This window comes from Mesorhizobium sp. CA10, assembly GCF_020165285.1.
GTDB lineage: Bacteria > Pseudomonadota > Alphaproteobacteria > Rhizobiales > Rhizobiaceae > Mesorhizobium.
The window spans coordinates 504855-523199 of sequence record NZ_JAIUHV010000001.1 but is presented as its reverse complement, the minus strand read 5'-3'; the positions used below and the strand labels follow the sequence as shown (position 1 = coordinate 523199).

The window sequence follows — 18345 nt, the reverse complement described above, 5'->3', positions numbered from 1 at the left end:
AACGACGGTGCGGGCCTTTCTGGTTCTCTTCCGGTTGTCCAAAGACCGGGGTTACTAAAGAGGCACACCTTCATTGCCGGCAGTGCGGACGGGGTCTCCCATCCAAGCCAAGGCAGACAAAGCGAACCGAGGCCGGGCAAGGCCAAGGTTCACCGCCGCGAGACGGCGATTCATGGTTCCGGGGTCTCCACCGGCTGGTTCCATGGATTTTCCGTCCCGCCTTTGTCCACCGCGAGTTCGCGAGGCTGAGCGCCCGCGTTCCGCAGCCTTTGTGCGCGCCGAAAGGCGCCAATGGAGAGACCTCGATGGCCACTCAGCGCATCCTTGATTTCCTCGCCACCCGACGTCCGAACGGCCCTTGCCTCGTCGTCGACCTCGATGTCGTGCGCGACAATTTCCGCGCCTTCGAGAAGGCGTTGCCCGATTCCAAGATCTACTATGCGGTGAAAGCAAACCCGGCGCCGGAAATCCTGCGCCTGCTTGCTGCGATGGGCTCGTCCTTCGACACCGCATCGGTTGCCGAGGTCGAGATGGCGATGGATGCCGGCGCGCCGGCGGACCGCATTTCCTTCGGCAACACCATCAAGAAGGAGCGTGACATCGCACGCGCCTACCAACTCGGCATTCGCCTCTACGCGGTGGACTGCGTCGAAGAGGTCGAGAAGATCGCGCGTGCCGCTCCCGGCTCGCGCGTGTTCTGCCGCGTGCTGACCGACGGCGAAGGCGCGGAATGGCCGCTGTCGCGCAAGTTCGGCTGCGTGCCGGCGATGGCCGTCGACGTGCTGCGTCATGCCAAGGGCCTCGGCCTCGATGCCTATGGCGTGTCGTTCCATGTCGGCTCGCAGCAGACCGACCTGTCGGCCTGGGATCGCGCGCTGGGCGACGCCAGGAAGGTGTTCGCGACGCTCGCCGAGGAAGGCATCGTCTTGAAGATGGTCAACATGGGCGGCGGCTTCCCGACCCGTTACCTGAAGGACGTGCCGGCGGCCCAGGCCTACGGCCAGGCGATCTTCTCGGCCCTGCGCAAGCATTTCGGCAACGCGCTGCCCGAGACGATCATCGAGCCGGGACGCGGCATGGTCGGCAATGCCGGCGTCATCAAGTCGGAAGTCGTGCTGATCTCGAAGAAGGCCGACAACGACAATGTGCGCTGGGTGTTCCTCGACATTGGCAAGTTCGGCGGTCTCGCCGAGACAATGGACGAGGCGATCCGCTATCCGCTGGTCACCCGCCATGACGGCTCGGAGACCGCGCCCTGCGTGCTCGCCGGCCCGACCTGCGATTCGGCCGACGTGATGTATGAGAAGACGCCTTATCCTCTGCCCTTGTCGCTGACCATCGGCGACGAGGTGCTGATCGAAGGCACCGGGGCCTACACGACCACCTACTCGGCGGTCGCCTTCAACGGCTTCGAACCTCTCCGATCCTACGTGATCTGAGCATTTCGCAAGAAACCGCTCAGATCAAACCGGCGCGGGCGCCTGTCGCCCGCCCGGGCTCGCTTGTGGGACAGATCTCCGCTCGTGAAGGATCGCGGACATGGAATACCTGACCAAATCGGCCTTCGCGGCCACTGAAATTGCCCCCTCGTCCGGACCGTTGGCTGAGCTTTTCTCCGCGGGGGAGAACGGCTCGACGGCAGTGCTTCTTGGCGCATTTTCTTACGGCGAACCCGTTTCCACTTCGCCTGAAAATGCGTTTGCGCCCTCCCTGGCCTTGCGGGCACAGGCTGGCTCGCGCGGCGCGCCGGACGAGGGGGCCGCCCAGGCGCCGGCCTTCGTCATTCTTGGCGAAGGCGCGGGCGACGTCGCGGCGCGCGAAGCGCTGCTCGACCGCGCCATGGGGCCGAAGCGCAAGAAGAAGTCATCCGAGAAGCTGCGGCGCGGCCGCCGGCCCTCGGAAGGCCTGGCCTTTGTCGCCCGCGATGCGTCGGGCGCGGTCGTCGGCACGGTGCGGCTGTGGGATGTGAGGTTGGGCGAGGGCGGTCCGGCAGCGCTGCTGCTCGGCCCGCTCGCGGTCGAGCCGGGATTGAAGAGCGGCGGCATCGGCTCGGCGCTGATGCGGCACGCACTCGCCGAAGCGGCGCGGCTCGGCCATGGCGCGATCCTGCTCGTCGGCGATGCGCCCTATTACGGGCGGTTCGGCTTCTCAGCCGACCGCACGGGGGCGCTTGCCATGCCCGGCCCCTATGAGCGGCACCGGCTTCTGGCGCTGGAACTGCAGGAAGGCGCGTTGGACGGCGCCAAAGGCACGATCAAGGCCGCCGGCCGCAAGATCAAAGGACAGGCGCTGGGTTTCGTCGCCTGAAGCCTTTGTTTTCACGCAATTCCGGACGGAAACCCGCTACGCACTTTTCCTGGAATTGCTTTAGGTTCGACAAAAACAGCAACGCCGCCCATCGGGCGGCGTTGCTGTTTTTGCGAAGGATCAGCCGAGCAGCTGGCTGAGCGCCATGGCGACGGTCATGTCGCCCTCGACCTTCAGCTTGCCGGACATGAAGGCCATGGTCGGATTGAGGTCGCCGGCAATCAGCGAATCCAGATCGTCGAGCGACAGCTTGACGGTGCAGTCGGTCGGCGCATCGGTGGTCGAGACGGTCGCGCCGTCGATGACGATGACGCCGTCGCTGCCGGTGTCGAACTTGACCGAATGCTCGAAGCCGGCGCTTGCCACGCGCGACTTGATCTTGTCGGCAATCTCCTGAACGCCCATGGCGGTTCTCCTCGTTGGTTGCGTTGACGCGCACCGGCGCTTGGCCGCTGGGCGAGGTAGACGCGCCGCGCTCCAGCGCGACCACAGGCGCATATAGCTTCGAGTTGACGTTTACGTCAACGCGGTCACCATGCGTCATATCGCTTAGGGAAACTGGGCCATGTCTATCGCCGGCGCACGCGGCTAGGCAGTCAATGCTCCGGCGCCTGGAAAGGCTTGGTCATCGCCGCCGCGGTGTCGCCGGCATTCTTGCGGCGCCGAAGCGCGTTGTCGCGGATATCGTCCTTGGACAGGAAGTTGACCTGGTCGATCAGCACGTCGTGCACCAGCTCGACGCCGACGCGGGTGTTGATGGTGTCGCGGATCGACTTGCGGAAAGCGTCGAGATCGATCGATTCCTTCTTGGTGAAATCGATCTGCGGGTTGGAATAGAGATAGGAATAGACCTGGTCGGTCATCAGCGCCTGCGCCGGGATCGACAGCTTCTTTATCTGGTCCGGCTCCACCGTGTAGACGAGCTTGGTGAGGAAATAGCCCTCGATCGTCCCGTCGCGCAGCAACGGCACCGAGATCATGTCGGTCTTGACATAGTCGAGGCCGCCCAGCATCGGCTTCGGCGGCTCGGCCGCGCCGCGCTGGCCCGCCGCCTGGAAGGAATAGAAGACCGCGCCGAGCGTCACGGCGCAGATCCACAGCGCGGCGGCGATGAATTTTATCACCGGGTCTGTCCTTGCGCCTCGATCATCTCATCAGGCTCGGGCCATTCCGAACTCACCGGCCGAATAGGTGCCGTCGGTATCGGCGCGCTGGATGGCGTTCCTCAAAAGCGTGGCGACTTCGTTGACCGCGTTGAGATGGGCAAGGATCGCCGCCTCGTTCCTGGCCAGCTTCTGGCGCAGCCGCAGCAGGCCTTCGCGATGCTGCTCGAGGAATTCGATCTCGTTGGCGCCCTTCATGGCGCGGTTCAGCTCGTAGAGATACCGGCTCTTGCGCGCGTTCGAGGCCTTGAGATCATAGGCCGTTCCGCTGCGGATGCCGGCGGTTTCCTCGTCCACGACTTCCTCGATGCGACCGATGATGGCGGCGAGGTTGCCGGGTCGCGCGGCGGCGGGCGCCTCCATTGCGCTGGTGCGTGCGGGAAGGTTGGAAAGCTCCGTTTGGTCGGCCATGTAGGTCCCTAGATCTTGATATCTGTTTTTATGATCGTCTCGTCGCCGGTCATCGACCGTGCTGCTTTGCGCTCAAGCTCCTCGATCATCGAGGTCGAAAGCCGGGTCTGCCGGTCGATCTCGGTTTTCTGCGCTCCACCGGCAATGGGGCCGACCGGCACCTTGTGCTTGCCGTCGAGATAATGGTCGGCAAGCATGGATCTGGCGATGCCGATGCCGCCATGCGCGGCCATGACATCGGCCACCTTTTCGGCGAGCTGCGACTTCCACATGTCGCCGGCCAAGCCCTTGCCGTAAACGCCCTCGGTGTCCTTGGGCATCATGTTCTGGATGAAGGTCGTCAGCACCATCGCCTCGAAGCGCTGGAACTTCTTCGCCGGATTGGCGGCTTCCGCCTTGTCCGCCGTTGCACGCGAGAGAATGGAGCCGGCATCAACCGTCGCGGGGGGATCGAGCGCGAACGGTGCCGAGGCGCCATTCGCCCTTCTCGCGAGCGCTGCCCGCGCGGCCTCGACATCGGCCGGCTCCGCTGCGCGGGCGACGTCCATGACGATGTCGCTGGGTGGGGAAATGGCCAAGAAAGTCCGCCCTTTGCCGGTTTTGTTAGTTGCACAATGACTGAAGAAGCTTGTGGCAGGCTTGCGATGATCAGCCGTCGGAGGCCCGCTTCTGCATGATCAGATCGAGGCGCTCGCGGTCGGATCGCTCGCGCTCGTCGCGGCGGCGCACCTCCTTGTAGGCGCGCTCGACCATGTTGGTGCGCGCCGTCGCGGTGGCGATCAGCGCCGCTTCCTGGCGGGCATTGTCGAGGTTCTGTTGCTGTCGGCCCAGCGCTTCGGTGATGCGCCGGTGGTAGAGCGCGGGAAAGAGGCCGGCCAGCGAGCTGTCGGTGTCGAAGCGCTCGATCAGCTCCCTGGCCTCCGCTTCAGCCTTGACGGCGGCGGCGAGGAAGCCGGCGTGGCGGGTCTCGTGCAGCGCCTTCAACTGCTCCTGCACCTTGACCAGTTTCTTCAGGCGGTCCTTTCGCGCGGTCATGGAGCCTATCTCGCCAGCGTGAGGTCGACGAAGCCGTCGACGAACAGCGACAGCAAGGTGCCGACCGCGAAATAGAAGATGATCATTCCGCCGGCGATGACGAAGGGCAGCGAGATGAAATAGACCGGGATCTGCGGCGTCAGCTTGTTGACGAAGCCGATCGTCAGATTGACCAGGATGGCATAGGCGACGAATGGGCTGCCGAGGCGGATGACCAGGAAGAAGGCATCCGATACCGTGTCGGTGACATCGACCAGCGCCGCCTGCGGGTTGAAGAACACGTTGACCGGAGCGACCGTGTAGGAGGCGACGAGCGCCTTGACGATCTCGTGGTCGAAGTCGAAGACGAAGAGCAGAAGCAGCGCCGAGAACGAGATGATGGCGGCAAGCGCCGCCTGCGGTTCCGGCTCCTCGATCGCCGGTCCGCCCGAGCCGCCATAGCCGATCAGCATGGCGATGGCCGAACCCATGAAGCGCAGCGCCTCCATGTAGAGCCTGGTCATGGCGCCGATCAGGCCGCCGACCAGGAGCTCGGAGACGATCATCGGCGCCAGGACCTGCGGGCGCGGATCGACGAACGGGTAGATGCGGTCCCACAGGAAAGCGAGCAGGCCGCCGGTGGCGGCGAGCGAAACGAACAGCCGGATCTGCAGCGGCACGCGGGCGCTGGACAGGCCGGGCATCAGCATGAAGCAGGCGCCGATACGGCAGAAGGCGAGGAAGGCGGCGATGACGACGCCTTGCGAGAGCGCGTTCACGAGATCGTTCCGAGCACCTTGATCTCGACGCCCTTGGCGATCTCGACATGGCTGAGAACGGGAAGCGTCGTGAACAGCCGCTCGATGATCATGCGCACATAGGGACGGGCGTCGGGCGCGGTGACGAGCACAAAACGCTCGCCGGCCTCGAGATGCTTGCGGATTGCCTTGGTGGCGTCCTGGCCGAATTCCTCGAGCTGACGCGGATCGATGTCGAACTCGCGCACCTCGCCCTTGGCGTCGCGCTTGAGGCTCTGATGGAAGGCGAGATCCCAGCGGTTGCCCAGGCGCAGCACCTTGAGCGTGCCGCCTTCGGAGAGGTCGCCGCAGATCTGCTGCGCCATGCGGATGCGCACGTGCTCGACGATCTGCTCGGTGCGGCGCACATGCGGCGCGATCTCGGCGATCGCCTCGATGATCAAATGCAGGTTGCGGATCGAGACGCGCTCGGCGAGCAGCAGCTTCAGCACGGCCTGCAGGCCCGGATAGGAGATGTGCGAGGTGCATATCTCGTCGGCGAGCTTGCGGTATTCCGGGTCGAGCCGCTCCAGGAGCGCCTTCATGTCCTTGTAGGACAGAAGCTGCGGCAGGTTGTTGCGTATCACCTCGGAGAGATGCGTGAGCAGCACCGACATGTTGTCGGCGAAGGTGAAGTTCTCGCGTCTCAGATCCTCGGCGAAGGTTTCGAGCACGGAATAGGCGCGCATGCCGAAGGCCGGCTCGCGGATTTCCTCGCCGGGGATTTCCGGCACGCCGCGCGTGCCGAGCAGCACCATGATCTCGCCGACCCGCATCTGGTATTCGGCGACCACTGTGCCGTGCACCTTGATCTGATAGCTCTTCGGCGGGATGGCGAAGTCGTCGGCGACGCGAACCTCCGGCACCACGAAGCCATATTGCTGGGCGAATTTCTTGCGCATTTTCGACATGCGGAACACCAGTTCCTGGTGCGCCACCATCAGCCTGGTCGAAAGCTGCTTGCCGATCAGAAGCTCGATCTCGGCGGTGACCAGCGAGGCCTTGACCGAGTTCTTCTCCTCCTCGACCTTGTTCGCCTTTTCCTGCGTCTTCAGGGCTTCGGCGGCGGCGCGCTCGCGGCTCAGGCGCAGCGGGATGATGTAGCCGAGGCCGGCCATGCCGCCGGCAAGCGCGAAGAAGGGGAACAGGGGCAGGCCGGGCATCAGGCCGAGGATGACCAGCAGCGAGGCCGCGACGTAGAGCGCGCGCGGATGCGCGCCGAGCTGGCCGAACACCGCCTGGTTGGTCGAGCCGCGCGTGCCGCCCTTGGAGACGAGCATGCCCGCGGCGAGCGAGACGATAAGCGCCGGGATCTGGGTGACGAGGCCGTCGCCGACCGACAGCTTGATGAAGACGTCGGCCGCCTGGCCAAGGCCCATGCCGTGGCGCAGATAGCCGATGGCGATGCCGCCGACGATATTGATGGCGGTGATGATCAGGCCGGCGATGGCGTCGCCGCGCACGAATTTCGAGGCGCCGTCCATCGAGCCGAAGAAGGAGCTCTCCTCCTCCAGCTCGCGGCGGCGCAGCTGCGCGGTCTTCTCATCGATCATGCCGGCGGAAAGGTCGGCGTCGATCGACATCTGCTTGCCGGGAATGGCGTCGAGCGTGAAGCGCGCGCCGACCTCGGCGATACGGGTCGCGCCCTTGGTGATGACGATGAAGTTCACCACGATCAGGATCATGAAGACGATGAGGCCGATGACGAAGTCGCTCGACATCACCAGCTTCGAGAAGCCCGAGATGACATAGCCGGCGGCATGCGTGCCCTCGTTGCCGTGCGACAGGATCATGCGCGTGGTAGCAATGTTGAGCGAAAGCCGCAGCATGGTGGCGATGAGCAGCACGGTCGGGAAAGATGAGAAGTCGAGCGGCCGCTGGATCCACAGCGCCACCATCAGGATCAGCACCGAAAGCGCGATCGAGAAGGCAAGGCCAATATCGATGAGGAAGGCCGGAATCGGCAGGAACAGCACTGCCAGGATGAAGACGATGCCCAGCGCGAAGAAGATGTCGCGGCCGTTCTTGACCGCCAGGCCGGACGGTAGTGTTTCGCTGATCGCCATGTCGTCCTCAAAATCCAGGCCGTCCACCATGCACAGGACAGGCCCTCGACCGTAACCCTCCAAGCTTGCGCGAAGGTGGGAGAGCGGCTACGGCGCCTTAGCCACCTATCGGAAGGAAATCGCATGCTCCTGATCATCGGCACGATCCGCCTGCCGCCCGACAGGCTCGGACAGGCAAAGCCGGCGATGCAGCGAATGATCTCGGCGAGCCGCGCCGAGCCCGGCTGCCTCGGCTATTCCTACGCGCAGGACGTGCTGGATGCCGGGCTCATCCATGTCTCGGAGGCCTGGAGCGACCGTGCCGCGCTCGAAGCGCATTTCAAGTCGGCGCATATCGCCGAATGGCGCGCGAGCTGGGCCGAGCTCGGCATCGGCGAGCGCAAGCTCACGCTTTTCGAGACGGACGGCGGCGCGCCGACCTGATCGTGTGAGGCATTTACGGCTGTGCCGCCTCCGCGGTCGCGACGGCGACCAGCCAGCGCCGCACGGCGCGTTCCGCCTCGGCGGAGAGGCCGGCGGGCGGAGCTGCTGGCGATCTTCGTCGTACAAGACGATTCCGGCCCTTTCACCATACCGGTGCCCGACTAAGTCTGATCTCCTGGTCACGCGGCAAGTCTTGCTTAAGACTAATGCGGCGCAACGCCAAAATGGCGCCACATGCGGTCGGCATTGCGATTGCCACGCAAAGCCGCCGCGCGTATCAGGCACGGCAGTTCTTATCTTCGCATACCGGCGAGCCGCTTCGTTGCCTGCCAGAAACGACCCACAAGTTTACGCCCGCCGGCTTCGCGCGGTGCTGATCAGCTCGATCCCCGTGCTCGAGGCGCGCGGCATCGTGATCGTGCTGATGGCCGGCATGGTCGGCGTCATCGCGGGCGCGCTGGTCACCGGCATGAGCGCGTTGGTGCAAGGCATGCATTACCTGCTGTTCGACGTGCAGCCGGGCGGCCGGCTTTCGGCGATGTTCTCGCTTGCCGACCCGGCACAGGCGATGTTCCCGGCGATCGGCGGCCTGCTTCTCGGGCTTTCCGTCATCTGGCTCAGAAAGCGCAAGTTCCGCACACCTGTCGATCCGATCGAGGCCAACGCGCTCTATGGCGGGCGCATGTCGCTCACCGACACGTTCATCATCGTGGCGCAGACGATGGTCTCAAGCGGCTTCGGCGCCTCGGTCGGATTGGAAGCCGGCTACACGCAGATCGGCTCCGGCGTAGCTTCCCGACTTGCCCGCGCCTTCCACCTGCGCCGCAATGACGTGCGCATTCTGGTCGGCTGTGGTGCGGCCGGCGCGATCGCCGCCGCCTTCGACGCGCCGCTGACCGGCGCCTTCTACGGTTTCGAGCTGGTCATCGGCATCTACTCCGTCGCCAATGTGGCGCCGGTGATGGCGGCGGCGATCGCCGCTTCGCTGACGGCGGAAATGTTCGGCGGCGTGCCGTTCCCGCTGGAACTCTCAGGTCTGCCGAATCTGACCGCCGGCGAGTATGTGCCATTCTTGCTGCTGGGGCTGCTCGGCGGGGCTGCCTCGATTGCGATCATGCATCTGGTGAGCATCGTCGAGCGGCTCTTTGTACGGTTGTCGATCGACGTGTCGGTCAGGCCGTTCATCGGCGGCATCTTCGTCGGCTTGCTCGGGCTGGTCACGCCACAGGTGCTCTCCAGCGGCCATGGCGCGCTGCATCGCGAGTTCGCCATGAATTATGCCCTTCCCGTGGTGGCGAGCGTCTTCGTGATGAAGCTGGCGGCCTCAGCCATCTCGCTCGGCTCGGGCTTCCGCGGCGGCCTGTTCTTCGCCTCGCTGTTCCTGGGGGCTTTGCTCGGCAAGGTCTTTGCCGGCGTCATGGCGCTGACCGCGCCGTCGGCCGGCATCGACCCGGCGGTCGCCGCCGTCGTCGGCATGACCTCGCTTGCGGTGGGCGTCGTCGGCGGTCCGCTGACCATGACATTCCTGGCGCTGGAATCCACCCGCGACCTGACACTCACCGGCGTGGTGCTGGCCGCCTCGATCATGTCGGCGATCCTGGTGCGCGAGACCTTCGGCTACTCCTTCTCGACCTGGCGTTTCCACCTGCGCGGCGAAACGATCCGCAGCGCCCATGACGTCGGCTGGATGCGCAGCCTCACCGTCGGCTCGATGATGCGCAAGGACGTCCGCACCGTCCCTGCCTCGACCACGCTCTCCGAATTCCGCAAGGAGATCCCGCTCGGCTCGGCGCAGCGGGTCATCGCCGTCGAGCAGGCCGACCAATATGTCGGCATGCTGCTGGTGCCGGAACTGCACAGCGATCGCTCCGATGGCGAAATGCCGGTGAGCGCGCTCGCCCAGTTCAAGGACGCGGTGCTGGTGCCGTCGATGAATGTCCAGACCGCCGCCGAGACCTTCCAGCGCACCGGGGCCGAGGAACTGGCGGTGGTCGAGGATTTCGACGAGCGCATCGTGCTTGGCCTGCTCACCGAAAGCCATCTGATGCGCCGTTATGCCGAAGAGCTCGACAAGGCGCGGCGGGATCTTTCCGGCGAGGGCTAGTCGGTCGACGGCACAGCCACGCGCAAGCTCTACATGATCCAGAGCGCCGACTGATCGTCGACCCTTTGCACGCCGAAGTAGGCTTCGCACGACGTGCGATCAGTGATCGATCGGGCCTTTCGGCGAAACGAGCGTCGTGCCAGCGGTGGTCGGACGCTCGATCATGCGGCGCACGCGCGGCGGGTTGTCGCCGCTGTGCAGCGCGCGGATGCGTTCGCCGACCACGGCGTCGGCATGGGTGGCACGCCGGTTGTGGCGGATATACTCGACCCAGGTCGGCGTGTGGTAGTGCTCGATCCACACCGACGGATTTTCGAGGTCGCGGGCCAAGGTCCAGTTGCGGGCGCCGTCACGGCGGCGGATGCGGCCGCGCTCGGCCATGGTCGCCAGGAATTCCGGCACGTCCTCCTCGCGGATGATGTACTCGATCATGATGGCGATCGGGCCGCTGCGGGGCTTGAGGTCGAGCGCCAGCATCGGTTCCTTGAAACGGTTGAGCGGATCGAGGTTGAGCACCGTCTGCCGCGGCAAGGGCAGGACGAAGCCGATGGCGCCGCCGGCGAGCATCGCGACCGCCGCAGCGGTCAACGCGGTCTCCGCGCCATGCGCGTCGGCGACGACGCCCCAGATCCAGCTGCCCAGCGCGATGCCGCCGAAGGTCGCCGTCTGGTAGATCGACAGCACGCGGCCGACCACCCAGCGCGGCGTCGACATCTGCACCGTGACGTTGAAATGCGAGAGCGCGATCACCCAGCAGGCGCCGCCGATGAGCAGGCCCGCCGATGTCTGCCAGGCATTGTGGCTGACTGCGGCGTTGAGGGCGCAGAGCGCGAAGCCGCTAAAGGCCATGCGCACCATCGTCTCGCTGGACAGCAGCTGCCTGAGCCGCACGCTGATCAGCGCGCCGCCGACCGCGCCGATGCCGAAGGCGCCGAGCATGATGCCGTAGGTCAGCGCATCGCCCTTGACGACGTCGCGCGCCACCAGGGGAAGAAGCGCCAGCACCGCGCCGGCGCTGAAGCCGAAGGCCGAACCGCGGACCAGCACCTTGGCGATGTTGGGCGACATGGCGACATAGCGCAGACCGGCGCCCATCGCCGCGCCGAGCGACTCGCGCGGCAGGGTTTGCTCGGGCAGCGCCGGCTTCCAGCGGGCGAGCACGACGATCAGACCGATATAGCTCACGGCGTTGGCGGCGAAGGCGGCCGCCGCACCCGCGGCGGCGACGATGACGCCGCCGATGGCCGGGCCGACACTGCGGGTGATGTTGAAGCCCAGTGAATTGAGCGCGACCGCCGCCGGCACCTTGGCGCGCGGCACCATGTCGCCGACCGATGCCTGCCATGACGGGCTGTTCAGCGCCGTGCCGCTGTCGATCAGGAAGGTGAAGGCAAGCAGCGTCCAGGGCGTCATCCAGCCTTGCCAGGTGAACAAGGTCAGCAGCGCCGAGACGACCAGCATGAAGGTCTGCGCCACCAGCATCACCTTGCGGCGGTTGAAGCTGTCGGCGATGGCGCCGGCAACGAGCGCGAACAGCATGATCGGCAAGGTAGTCGAGGCCTGGACCAGCGCCACCTGGTAGGGCGAGGTGGCGATCGTGGTCATCATCCAGGCGGCGCCCACGCCCTGGATCAGGCCGCCGAAATTCGACACCAGGCTGGCCGACCAGACGGCGCGGAAGATGCCGTGCCGGAACGGCGCCAGCGCGGAGACGCGTTCGCTTTCAGGCTCGTCGTCGATCATGGTTGCGCTTTCGTCCGCTATAGAGGCTCGCCGCGCCCGCGCAGGCGGGCGACTCGCCAAAGAGTGCGACCCAACAACAGGATGGCAAAGGCGAAAATGCGTCGGCGAAGCTTTAAGCCAAGCATCTGGCCTGTCTGGACCAACTTCTGACTATGTCGCGTTTCTCGCTTCGGCATGCAGGGCCTCGGTCAGGCCGCCTGCCGTCTCGCCATTCATGTAAAGCCTGAGCAGCATTTCCATGCCGACGAGACGCAGGCGCGACGTTTCCTGGCTGCTTGCCATGTCGATCAGGTCGTCCAATTCGGAAGCAGACCATTTCATCGCGTCGCGCAGCAGGCCACCGCGCAGCAGGCCCTGCGTGCCAGCCGAAAAAGCGGCATCCATCTCGAAGCCGTTCTTTGCGGCGCGAATGTTCTCGCGCGGCAGGTGGCGTTCGGCGACCTTCTTGAGCAGCCACTTGCCGGTCCCGTCGCGGTATTTCTGCCGACGCGGCAAATGAAGGGCGAAGTCGATCAGCCGGTTCTCGAGGAACGGCACCCTGAGCTCGACGGACGCCGCCATGCTCAACCGGTCGTGCCGGTGCAGCAGGTCCTGCAGATGCGAGTAAAGGTCGTAAAAACAGCTTGCCAGGAAGGCGCGATCGCCGGGCGGCGCGACGCCGTCCAACCTGTCGAACAGCTTGGTCTGCAGGAAATTCAGCTCGGGCGACAGGGCTCTGAGCGCCATGGCGCGGTCCGTCGGCGAGCCGCGACCGATCGAGTTGCGGAACGGGGCGCGGCGCAATTCAGCGAATTTGCGGTCACGCCCGGCCTTCGACCGGAACAGGCGCTGCAGCCAGGACTGGCGCCAGAGCCTGACTGTCGATGCCTGCCATTTGTAGCCGCCGAAAAGCTCGTCGGAACCCTCGCCGGTCAGCAGCACCTTAACGCCGTCGGCGCGGCACTGCTCGGCAAGCGCCAGCAGCGCCGCGTGGCTGGCATGCCAGCCGTCGGTTTCGAGGTGCCAGACCGCGCGCGGCCAGAGCTCGAGGAACCGGTCCTTGTCCAAAGGCACCCGGCGCAGGCTGACGCCGACATGCCGACCGGTCCGCTCGGCATCCTCGGCCTCGCTGCGGCCGAGCTTCGGGTCGACGACGTAACCATGCATCTCAGGCCTGAAGCGTTTGGCAAGCGCGGTGATCAGGCCGGAATCGATGCCGCCGCTGCAGGCGGTGGCAAGGCTGGTATCGGCGATGCAATGCAGCTCGACACTTTCCTCGAGCAGTGTCCGGAGCGTCGCCATGTGTTCGGCGTCGGATGTCTTGTCGCCGGCGATGCGTGCGGTCTCCAGGACGTCGAGGACGTGCCAGAAGCGGCGCTTCTCGATGCCATCCGCCGTGATCTTCCAGAGGCCGGCCGGCGGCAGCCGCTCGATGCCGTCGAAGACGCTGTAGCTCGAATCGCGGCTCTGCCAGGCCAGCCGCAGCGTCAGCTCGCGCGTGTCGATCCGGCGGGTAAAGTCGTGGCAGGCGAGGATCGCCTTGTCCTCTGAGGCGAACAGCAGTCGGTCGCCGGTCTCGGCGACCGACATCGGTTTGATGCCCAGCCTGTCCCTGGCAAGCCACAAGGCGCCGGCGCGGGCATCGAAATAGGCGAAGGAGAACATGCCGTCGAACAACGGCACCGCTTTTTGCGGGCCCCAGTGATGCAGGGCCTGAAGCACCACCTCGGTGTCGGACACCGTGCGGAACGTCAGGCCTTCCTCCGCCAGCGACTTGCGCAATGCGCGAAAATTATAGACCTCGCCATTGTAGCACAGCACACCGTCGCCGGATGCGGTCAACATCGGCTCGCGCGCGGCGGGCGATGGGTCGATGATGGTCAGCCGGCGATGGCCGAGCGCCAGGCGGGCGTCGTTCCAGTTGCCGTGATCGTCGGGGCCGCGATGCGCCAGTGCCTGCATCATACGCGCGACGTCGCGACGATCGCCGCTGCCGATCGGATCGCGCTTTCGCCAGACGCCGGCTATTGCGCACATGGCCCGCCGGCCGTTTTTGCCTGATGCATCGCTTCCTGAAGTCGCTTAGGACAAGGGCGCCGATCGATGCCGGCGCGCTTCACAATCTAGCTGCTACAGATGCCGCTGCAAGATCATCCGGGTCGGGGCGAAAGGCCACCCGACGCTCGCCGCCTTGCGTCAGAAGCCGTGCTCGATGCGCTCGAAGATGACGTTGGTGAAGGCCGAGATCTGGCCGCCGATGAAGGGGCCGGTCAGCGCCACCACGAGCATGATGGCGACGATCTTCGGCACGAAGGTCAGCGTGATTTCCTGGATCTGGGTCAGCGCCTGGATGAGCGCGATGCCGATGCCGACGACCATCGCCACCAGCACCACGGGAGCGGAAGCGGTAAGAACCGTCCACACGGCGTACTGGACGATATCGAGGGCATCGGCCTCGTTCATGGCTGACCCTTATGCGAACCGGCTAGAGCAGGTCGCGTGAAAAAGGTTTCACGCGACCTGCTCTAGGTTTTTTGATTTTAAGCATGTCTTTGCCCCGAAACCGGAACCACTTTCGGGAGACCTGCTTATGCGGCCGGCTTGATCGACACGCCCGCGCCGACGGGAACCTGGGTGCCGTCCTGCAGCACGGCGATCAGGCCGCTGCTGGAGAGCGTCACCGAAGCCACCGTTCCGGTTGTCTTGCCGTCGGCCGAGGTGATCGAGCGGCCGATCAGCGCGTCGGCCTGCGACAATGCCGAGGACTGCATGATCTGGTCGAGCTTGGTGTTGGTCTGCACCGACTGCTCGACCTGGGAGAAGGTGGCGAGCTGCGCGACATATTGCGTGGAATCCATCGGCTTGGTCGGATCCTGGTTCTTCATCTCGGCGATCAGGAGCTTCAGGAACGACTGGTAGTCAACCGCCGTCTTGGAAGTCTTCTGGCTGGCCTGGTTGGCGCCAACCGGGATCGTTGTCGTCATGTCGACGGCCATTTTATGCTCCTACAGCCAGCGCGCGCGGCGTTTGGGAAATGTCGTCATCGTCTTCGAGCACCCTGCGCTCGAGCGGATAGAGCGCGCGGATCGCTTTCAGCGCCTCGTAGATCTCATCCTCGCCGACCATCCGGTCAATCTGCTTCAGGCTCTTGCAGATGTCCTGGTTGTCGAAGCTTGCGATCAGCATCGGCAGCGAGCGGCGGAACATCTCGCGCGCCTCGGGGGCGCCGAGCGGGTTGATCAGCATGATCTGCACGATGAAATAAAGCTGCCTGAGCGGCGTAGAGGCCTGATCGGCCTGGAGGACGTGGCTTTCGAGCAGGAACTGCACGTCGTTCATCAGCTCGATGGTGACCTTGCGGTCGACGCGGATGACCGCGCCGTTGATATAGATCTTCTCGTTGGGCTTCAGCGAGATCTTCAGCGTGTTGGTCATTGGATGCCGTCTCGGATGATCTGGGAGACCTCGATCAGTCCTTCGAAATTGTTGGTGCGGCCCTGGCGGATGTCTTCCGTCTCGCGCAGCAGCCATAGGCCGATCGAGATCAGGTTGGCGCGCAGTTCCTTGGGCAGAGCGTTGTCGCTGGAGCCGAGATCCTCGACGAATGTGGTCCAGATGCGGTTGGTGAAATGCAGCGCCTCGACGGCTTCCATCGACTCGGTGCCAACGGCTGCTGCCGCTGCCAGCATGTCGATCGACCGGGTGAGCAGCTGCCGCTCCCGGTCCTTGGCATCGGCGACGGAGTCGGTCTGGATGTCGGCGTAGGAGAATTGATACATCGTCGGCGCTCTGGCGTTCCGGTTTACGTGTTCAAGTCAGATAGTTCAGCAGGCTGAGCTGCTGCAGACGCGCGGTCAAGGCGAAGGAAGTCTCGATATGCTGCGTCAGGTCGGCGACCCGGGTAGCGGCTTCCGCGGGATCGACGCCTTCGAGATCGACGATATGCTTCTCGAACAGGTCGACCTGGGTTTTCATGCGGTCGCTGGCGTCGGATACGCGCTGCTGGGCAAGGCCCGTTTCGGCCCGCACCTGGGTAATGCCGCCGATGGCTTCGCCGACCAGCGCCTGCGCGCGGCTGACGACCGCGTTCTGGGCGGCCTCGCTGATGCTGCCGGTAAGCAGGCTGCTGACCATGGCGGACGCCATGGCGAGCTTGCGGATACCCTGCTCGTTGGCGCTGACCGAGGTCTGCGTGGTTTCGTTGAGCGAGATACGGCTGGTGATCTGCTCATCGGTGGCGCTCGACCAGTTGGCCTGCCAGCCGGCGCCCAGGAATTGCGGCTCGACCTTGGTGGTGATGAAGTCGTCCATCTGGGCAGCGGTGATGTTGACCGCCGCCGGGGCGGTCTGGGCAAAGCCGAAATAGCTCGAGAAGGCGGCATCGAAGGCGGCTTTGGCCGGCGAGCCCGTGGCGTTGAAATCGTCGATCGGCTTGACGTCGGTGTTGGTGCCGGCAAACAGATATTCGCCGTTGACGCTGGTGTTGAGGATACCCGTCATCTGCTGCAGCGCCGAGGCGCCGGCGGTCTGCAGGATGCTGGTCGAGGAGTCGCCCGACACGCCGCTGGTCAGCGCCGACAGGAAGCTCTGCGCGGCACCGGCGATCTGGCCGAGCGAATCCTGGGTCGATGTCAGTCGCGCGGTGACGAGCGCGTTGGAATCGACGATGCCGTTCAGCCGGTCGAGGTCGCGCTGGAAGGTGACGGCCTGGGTCGTGCGCCCGCCAAGCGCCAGACCGACATCCGCGACCTTGCCGGTCGTGGATTCCGTCGTCGCCTTCACAAGGTCCGCCTGCATTTTCGCTTGCTGGTAACGCAGGGCATTGGAGATGGCGGCTGAGGAAACGGCTGTCGCTTTCATGAATTATCCTACCGCGCTCATCAGGGCGTCCAGCATGTCGCTCACGGTCTTCATCATATGCGCCGAGGCCTGATAGGTGTGCTCGAGGTCGAGAAGCAGGGACATCTCCTGGTCGACATTGACCCCGGTATCGTTGGACAGCGCCTCGGCCGTTCGCGCTGCCAGCGCCTGCTTGCTGTCGGCGTTGGTCGAGGCCTGCTGGCGCACGCCTTCGAACCAGCCGATGGCATTGGCCGCGTAGTCGGAGACGCCGGAGCTGACGGCGATGCCGGCCGAGGCATCGAAGGCCATCGGCTGATCGAGCTTGTTGCCGTAGCTGATCAGAAGGTCCGAATAGGATGCGTTGCCGGTGTTGACGACGTAGGCCACGCCGTTGGCGCCGCCGTCGCGCAACAGCGCGGGATTGCCACCGGCGCTCGGATCGAAGGCGGCGTTGACGCCGATCGATCCGGCGAGGCCGTCGACCAGGGTGCCGGCGGCCGGGATTGCCGGGGCGCCGGACCATGTGAACAGGCCGGCCGCATTGGGCTGCGATGGCGCGGTTTCGGCAAATGCGGTGATAAGGCCGCGCGCGATCTCGTCGAGCTGGCTCTGCATGGTCGAGGCGACGCCGTCGCGCAGCTTCAGCAGGCCCGCAATCTTGCCGTCGGCGGTCGCGTTGTCGCCAGTGCCGGCCGAGACCGGCACGTTGTCGATGTAGACCGTGTTGCCGGGCGTGCCGGCCGAATAGCCGGCCGACGGCGCGAAGGTCACCGAGCGCGGCACGGTCTCGAACAGTGTCGTGCCGTCCTTGGTGGTGACGACCATGTCGTTGTCGCCGCGCGTGAAGGTCGATACCGGGACATATTCCGATATCTTCTTCAGGAGGGCGTCGCGCTGATCGAGCGCGTCGGACACGTCGGTGCCAGATCGCGTGCCGGAGATGACGGCCTTGTTGGCATCCTGGAACTGGCCGAGCAGGGAGTTGAGGTCGTCGACGGCGGTGGCGATCTGGCTGTCGGCCTGGGTGCGGAAGTCCTGGATCGCCTTGGTGCCGCTGTTGAGAGAATTCACCACCTGCTTGGCGGCATCGATGACGCTGGTGCCGAGGTTCTGGTTCGATGGCGTCGTGGCGTAAAGCTGCAGAGATTGTTGCAGCTTGGCGATCGCGGTCGAGGGAGAGGACGCGTTGTCGACCCCGTTGACCGACAGTTCGAGTTGATCCATGCCGTTGTAAAGCGCGCTCTGGCCGCTCCATGCCGACAGCGCCGAAAGGTTCTGGCGGAACAGGAGCTCGTTCGCGGCGCGTTGGATTTCCACCGCCCGGGCGCCCGGCGCCGTGCTGGTCATCACGGCGATGCGGCGGGTATAGTCAGGGTTCGACGCGTCGGCCACATTGCGCGATACGACGCTGGTCTGCTTGGACGTGGCCAGGAGCGCCGATTGGGCAATGCTTAGTGCGGAGGAAAGCGACATGCTGATCTTTCACGGGCGGCGCC

19 protein-coding genes are annotated in these 18345 nt (G+C 65.1%); 4 read left to right on the top strand and 15 right to left on the bottom strand.

Annotated features, from left to right (window positions below; genetic code table 11):
* Positions 1 to 305 precede the first annotated feature (305 nt).
* On the top strand, positions 306 to 1439 hold the full coding sequence (gene odc2, locus LB535_RS02485) for an ornithine/lysine decarboxylase (RefSeq protein WP_140842090.1): 1134 nt from the start codon (positions 306 to 308) through the stop codon (positions 1437 to 1439).
* Positions 1440 to 1716: 277 nt separating this feature from the next.
* Complete coding sequence (locus tag LB535_RS02480; RefSeq protein ID WP_263481553.1) at positions 1717 to 2307, top strand: GNAT family N-acetyltransferase; 591 nt, start codon at positions 1717 to 1719, stop codon at positions 2305 to 2307.
* Between the two features lie 120 nt (positions 2308 to 2427).
* On the opposite strand, the gene LB535_RS02475 is transcribed toward LB535_RS02480, so the two are convergent.
* The 7 genes from LB535_RS02475 to flhA all read right to left on the bottom strand — a co-directional run bounded on the left by LB535_RS02475 (position 2428) and on the right by flhA (position 7758).
* On the bottom strand, positions 2428 to 2712 hold the full coding sequence (locus LB535_RS02475) for an SCP2 sterol-binding domain-containing protein (RefSeq protein ID WP_027165149.1): 285 nt from the start codon (positions 2710 to 2712) through the stop codon (positions 2428 to 2430).
* Positions 2713 to 2903: 191 nt separating this feature from the next.
* The gene (locus tag LB535_RS02470; protein WP_224543362.1) at positions 2904 to 3431 is read right to left on the bottom strand and encodes a hypothetical protein; all 528 of its coding nucleotides are present in this window, start codon (positions 3429 to 3431) and stop codon (positions 2904 to 2906) included.
* A gap of 30 nt (positions 3432 to 3461) precedes the next feature.
* On the bottom strand, positions 3462 to 3881 hold the full coding sequence (locus LB535_RS02465; RefSeq protein WP_140542843.1) for a hypothetical protein: 420 nt from the start codon (positions 3879 to 3881) through the stop codon (positions 3462 to 3464).
* Positions 3882 to 3889: 8 nt separating this feature from the next.
* Complete coding sequence (locus tag LB535_RS02460) at positions 3890 to 4459, bottom strand: rod-binding protein (RefSeq protein ID WP_224631032.1); 570 nt, start codon at positions 4457 to 4459, stop codon at positions 3890 to 3892.
* 70 nt (positions 4460 to 4529) lie between these two features.
* Positions 4530 to 4916: a hypothetical protein gene (locus tag LB535_RS02455; RefSeq protein ID WP_224631031.1), complete on the bottom strand. Its 387-nt coding sequence runs from the start codon at positions 4914 to 4916 to the stop codon at positions 4530 to 4532.
* Between the two features lie 5 nt (positions 4917 to 4921).
* Positions 4922 to 5674 carry a flagellar biosynthetic protein FliR gene (gene fliR, locus LB535_RS02450; RefSeq protein WP_140542845.1) on the bottom strand — a complete coding sequence of 251 codons (753 nt, stop codon included), beginning with the start codon at positions 5672 to 5674 and terminating at the stop codon, positions 4922 to 4924.
* A complete protein-coding gene (gene flhA / locus LB535_RS02445) occupies positions 5671 to 7758 on the bottom strand; it encodes a flagellar biosynthesis protein FlhA (protein ID WP_095766356.1) in 2088 nt (695 codons plus the stop codon). Before flhA ends, fliR begins: the two co-directional genes overlap by 4 nt.
* Before the next feature lie 123 nt (positions 7759 to 7881).
* On the opposite strand from flhA, the gene LB535_RS02440 reads away from it, so the two are divergent.
* Positions 7882 to 8181: a putative quinol monooxygenase gene (locus LB535_RS02440; RefSeq protein ID WP_224631030.1), complete on the top strand. Its 300-nt coding sequence runs from the start codon at positions 7882 to 7884 to the stop codon at positions 8179 to 8181.
* Between the two features lie 322 nt (positions 8182 to 8503).
* Positions 8504 to 10285, top strand: coding sequence for a chloride channel protein (locus LB535_RS02435; RefSeq protein WP_224631029.1), 1782 nt, complete (start codon positions 8504 to 8506; stop codon positions 10283 to 10285).
* 99 nt (positions 10286 to 10384) lie between these two features.
* Here the strand turns inward: LB535_RS02435 and LB535_RS02430 are convergent, their stop codons facing one another.
* From LB535_RS02430 to flgK, 8 genes are all read right to left on the bottom strand, one after another.
* Positions 10385 to 12028 carry an MFS transporter gene (locus LB535_RS02430; protein ID WP_224626668.1) on the bottom strand — a complete coding sequence of 548 codons (1644 nt, stop codon included), beginning with the start codon at positions 12026 to 12028 and terminating at the stop codon, positions 10385 to 10387.
* Positions 12029 to 12178: 150 nt separating this feature from the next.
* Positions 12179 to 14044, bottom strand: coding sequence for an asparagine synthase (glutamine-hydrolyzing) (gene asnB / locus LB535_RS02425; protein ID WP_224631028.1), 1866 nt, complete (start codon positions 14042 to 14044; stop codon positions 12179 to 12181).
* Between the two features lie 159 nt (positions 14045 to 14203).
* Entirely contained in the window at positions 14204 to 14470 is a 267-nt protein-coding gene (fliQ, locus tag LB535_RS02420; RefSeq protein WP_095766361.1) for a flagellar biosynthesis protein FliQ, read from the bottom strand.
* A 125-nt stretch (positions 14471 to 14595) separates the two neighbouring features.
* A complete protein-coding gene (flgD, locus tag LB535_RS02415) occupies positions 14596 to 15003 on the bottom strand; it encodes a flagellar hook assembly protein FlgD (RefSeq protein WP_140632323.1) in 408 nt (135 codons plus the stop codon).
* Between the two features lies 1 nt (position 15004).
* Positions 15005 to 15442, bottom strand: a complete 438-nt coding sequence (gene flbT, locus LB535_RS02410) for a flagellar biosynthesis repressor FlbT (RefSeq protein WP_095766363.1) — start codon at positions 15440 to 15442, stop codon at positions 15005 to 15007.
* Positions 15439 to 15786, bottom strand: coding sequence for a flagellar biosynthesis regulator FlaF (gene flaF, locus LB535_RS02405; protein ID WP_040989989.1), 348 nt, complete (start codon positions 15784 to 15786; stop codon positions 15439 to 15441). Before flaF ends, flbT begins: the two co-directional genes overlap by 4 nt.
* A gap of 31 nt (positions 15787 to 15817) precedes the next feature.
* Positions 15818 to 16867, bottom strand: a complete 1050-nt coding sequence (locus LB535_RS02400) for a flagellar hook-associated family protein (protein ID WP_224631027.1) — start codon at positions 16865 to 16867, stop codon at positions 15818 to 15820.
* A gap of 3 nt (positions 16868 to 16870) precedes the next feature.
* Positions 16871 to 18322 (bottom strand): flagellar hook-associated protein FlgK, encoded by a 1452-nt coding sequence (gene flgK, locus LB535_RS02395; RefSeq protein WP_224631026.1) that lies wholly within the window; start codon positions 18320 to 18322, stop codon positions 16871 to 16873.
* Between the last annotated feature and the right edge of the window lie 23 nt (positions 18323 to 18345).

Bases quoted from the DNA above. Each gene is read 5' to 3' on its own strand.
- odc2 (WP_140842090.1), top strand. From the start codon at position 306: ATGGCCACTCAGCGCATCCTTGATTTCCTCGCCACCCGACGTCCGAAC.
- LB535_RS02475 (WP_027165149.1), bottom strand. From the start codon at position 2,712: ATGGGCGTTCAGGAGATTGCCGACAAGATCAAGTCGCGCGTGGCAAGC.
- LB535_RS02465 (WP_140542843.1), bottom strand. From the start codon at position 3,881: ATGGCCGACCAAACGGAGCTTTCCAACCTTCCCGCACGCACCAGCGCA.
- LB535_RS02455 (WP_224631031.1), bottom strand. From the start codon at position 4,916: ATGACCGCGCGAAAGGACCGCCTGAAGAAACTGGTCAAGGTGCAGGAG.
- flhA (WP_095766356.1), bottom strand. From the start codon at position 7,758: ATGGCGATCAGCGAAACACTACCGTCCGGCCTGGCGGTCAAGAACGGC.
- LB535_RS02440 (WP_224631030.1), top strand. From the start codon at position 7,882: ATGCTCCTGATCATCGGCACGATCCGCCTGCCGCCCGACAGGCTCGGA.
- LB535_RS02430 (WP_224626668.1), bottom strand. From the start codon at position 12,028: ATGATCGACGACGAGCCTGAAAGCGAACGCGTCTCCGCGCTGGCGCCG.
- asnB (WP_224631028.1), bottom strand. From the start codon at position 14,044: ATGTGCGCAATAGCCGGCGTCTGGCGAAAGCGCGATCCGATCGGCAGC.
- fliQ (WP_095766361.1), bottom strand. From the start codon at position 14,470: ATGAACGAGGCCGATGCCCTCGATATCGTCCAGTACGCCGTGTGGACG.
- flgD (WP_140632323.1), bottom strand. From the start codon at position 15,003: ATGGCCGTCGACATGACGACAACGATCCCGGTTGGCGCCAACCAGGCC.
- flbT (WP_095766363.1), bottom strand. From the start codon at position 15,442: ATGACCAACACGCTGAAGATCTCGCTGAAGCCCAACGAGAAGATCTAT.
- flaF (WP_040989989.1), bottom strand. From the start codon at position 15,786: ATGTATCAATTCTCCTACGCCGACATCCAGACCGACTCCGTCGCCGAT.
- LB535_RS02400 (WP_224631027.1), bottom strand. From the start codon at position 16,867: ATGAAAGCGACAGCCGTTTCCTCAGCCGCCATCTCCAATGCCCTGCGT.
- flgK (WP_224631026.1), bottom strand. From the start codon at position 18,322: ATGTCGCTTTCCTCCGCACTAAGCATTGCCCAATCGGCGCTCCTGGCC.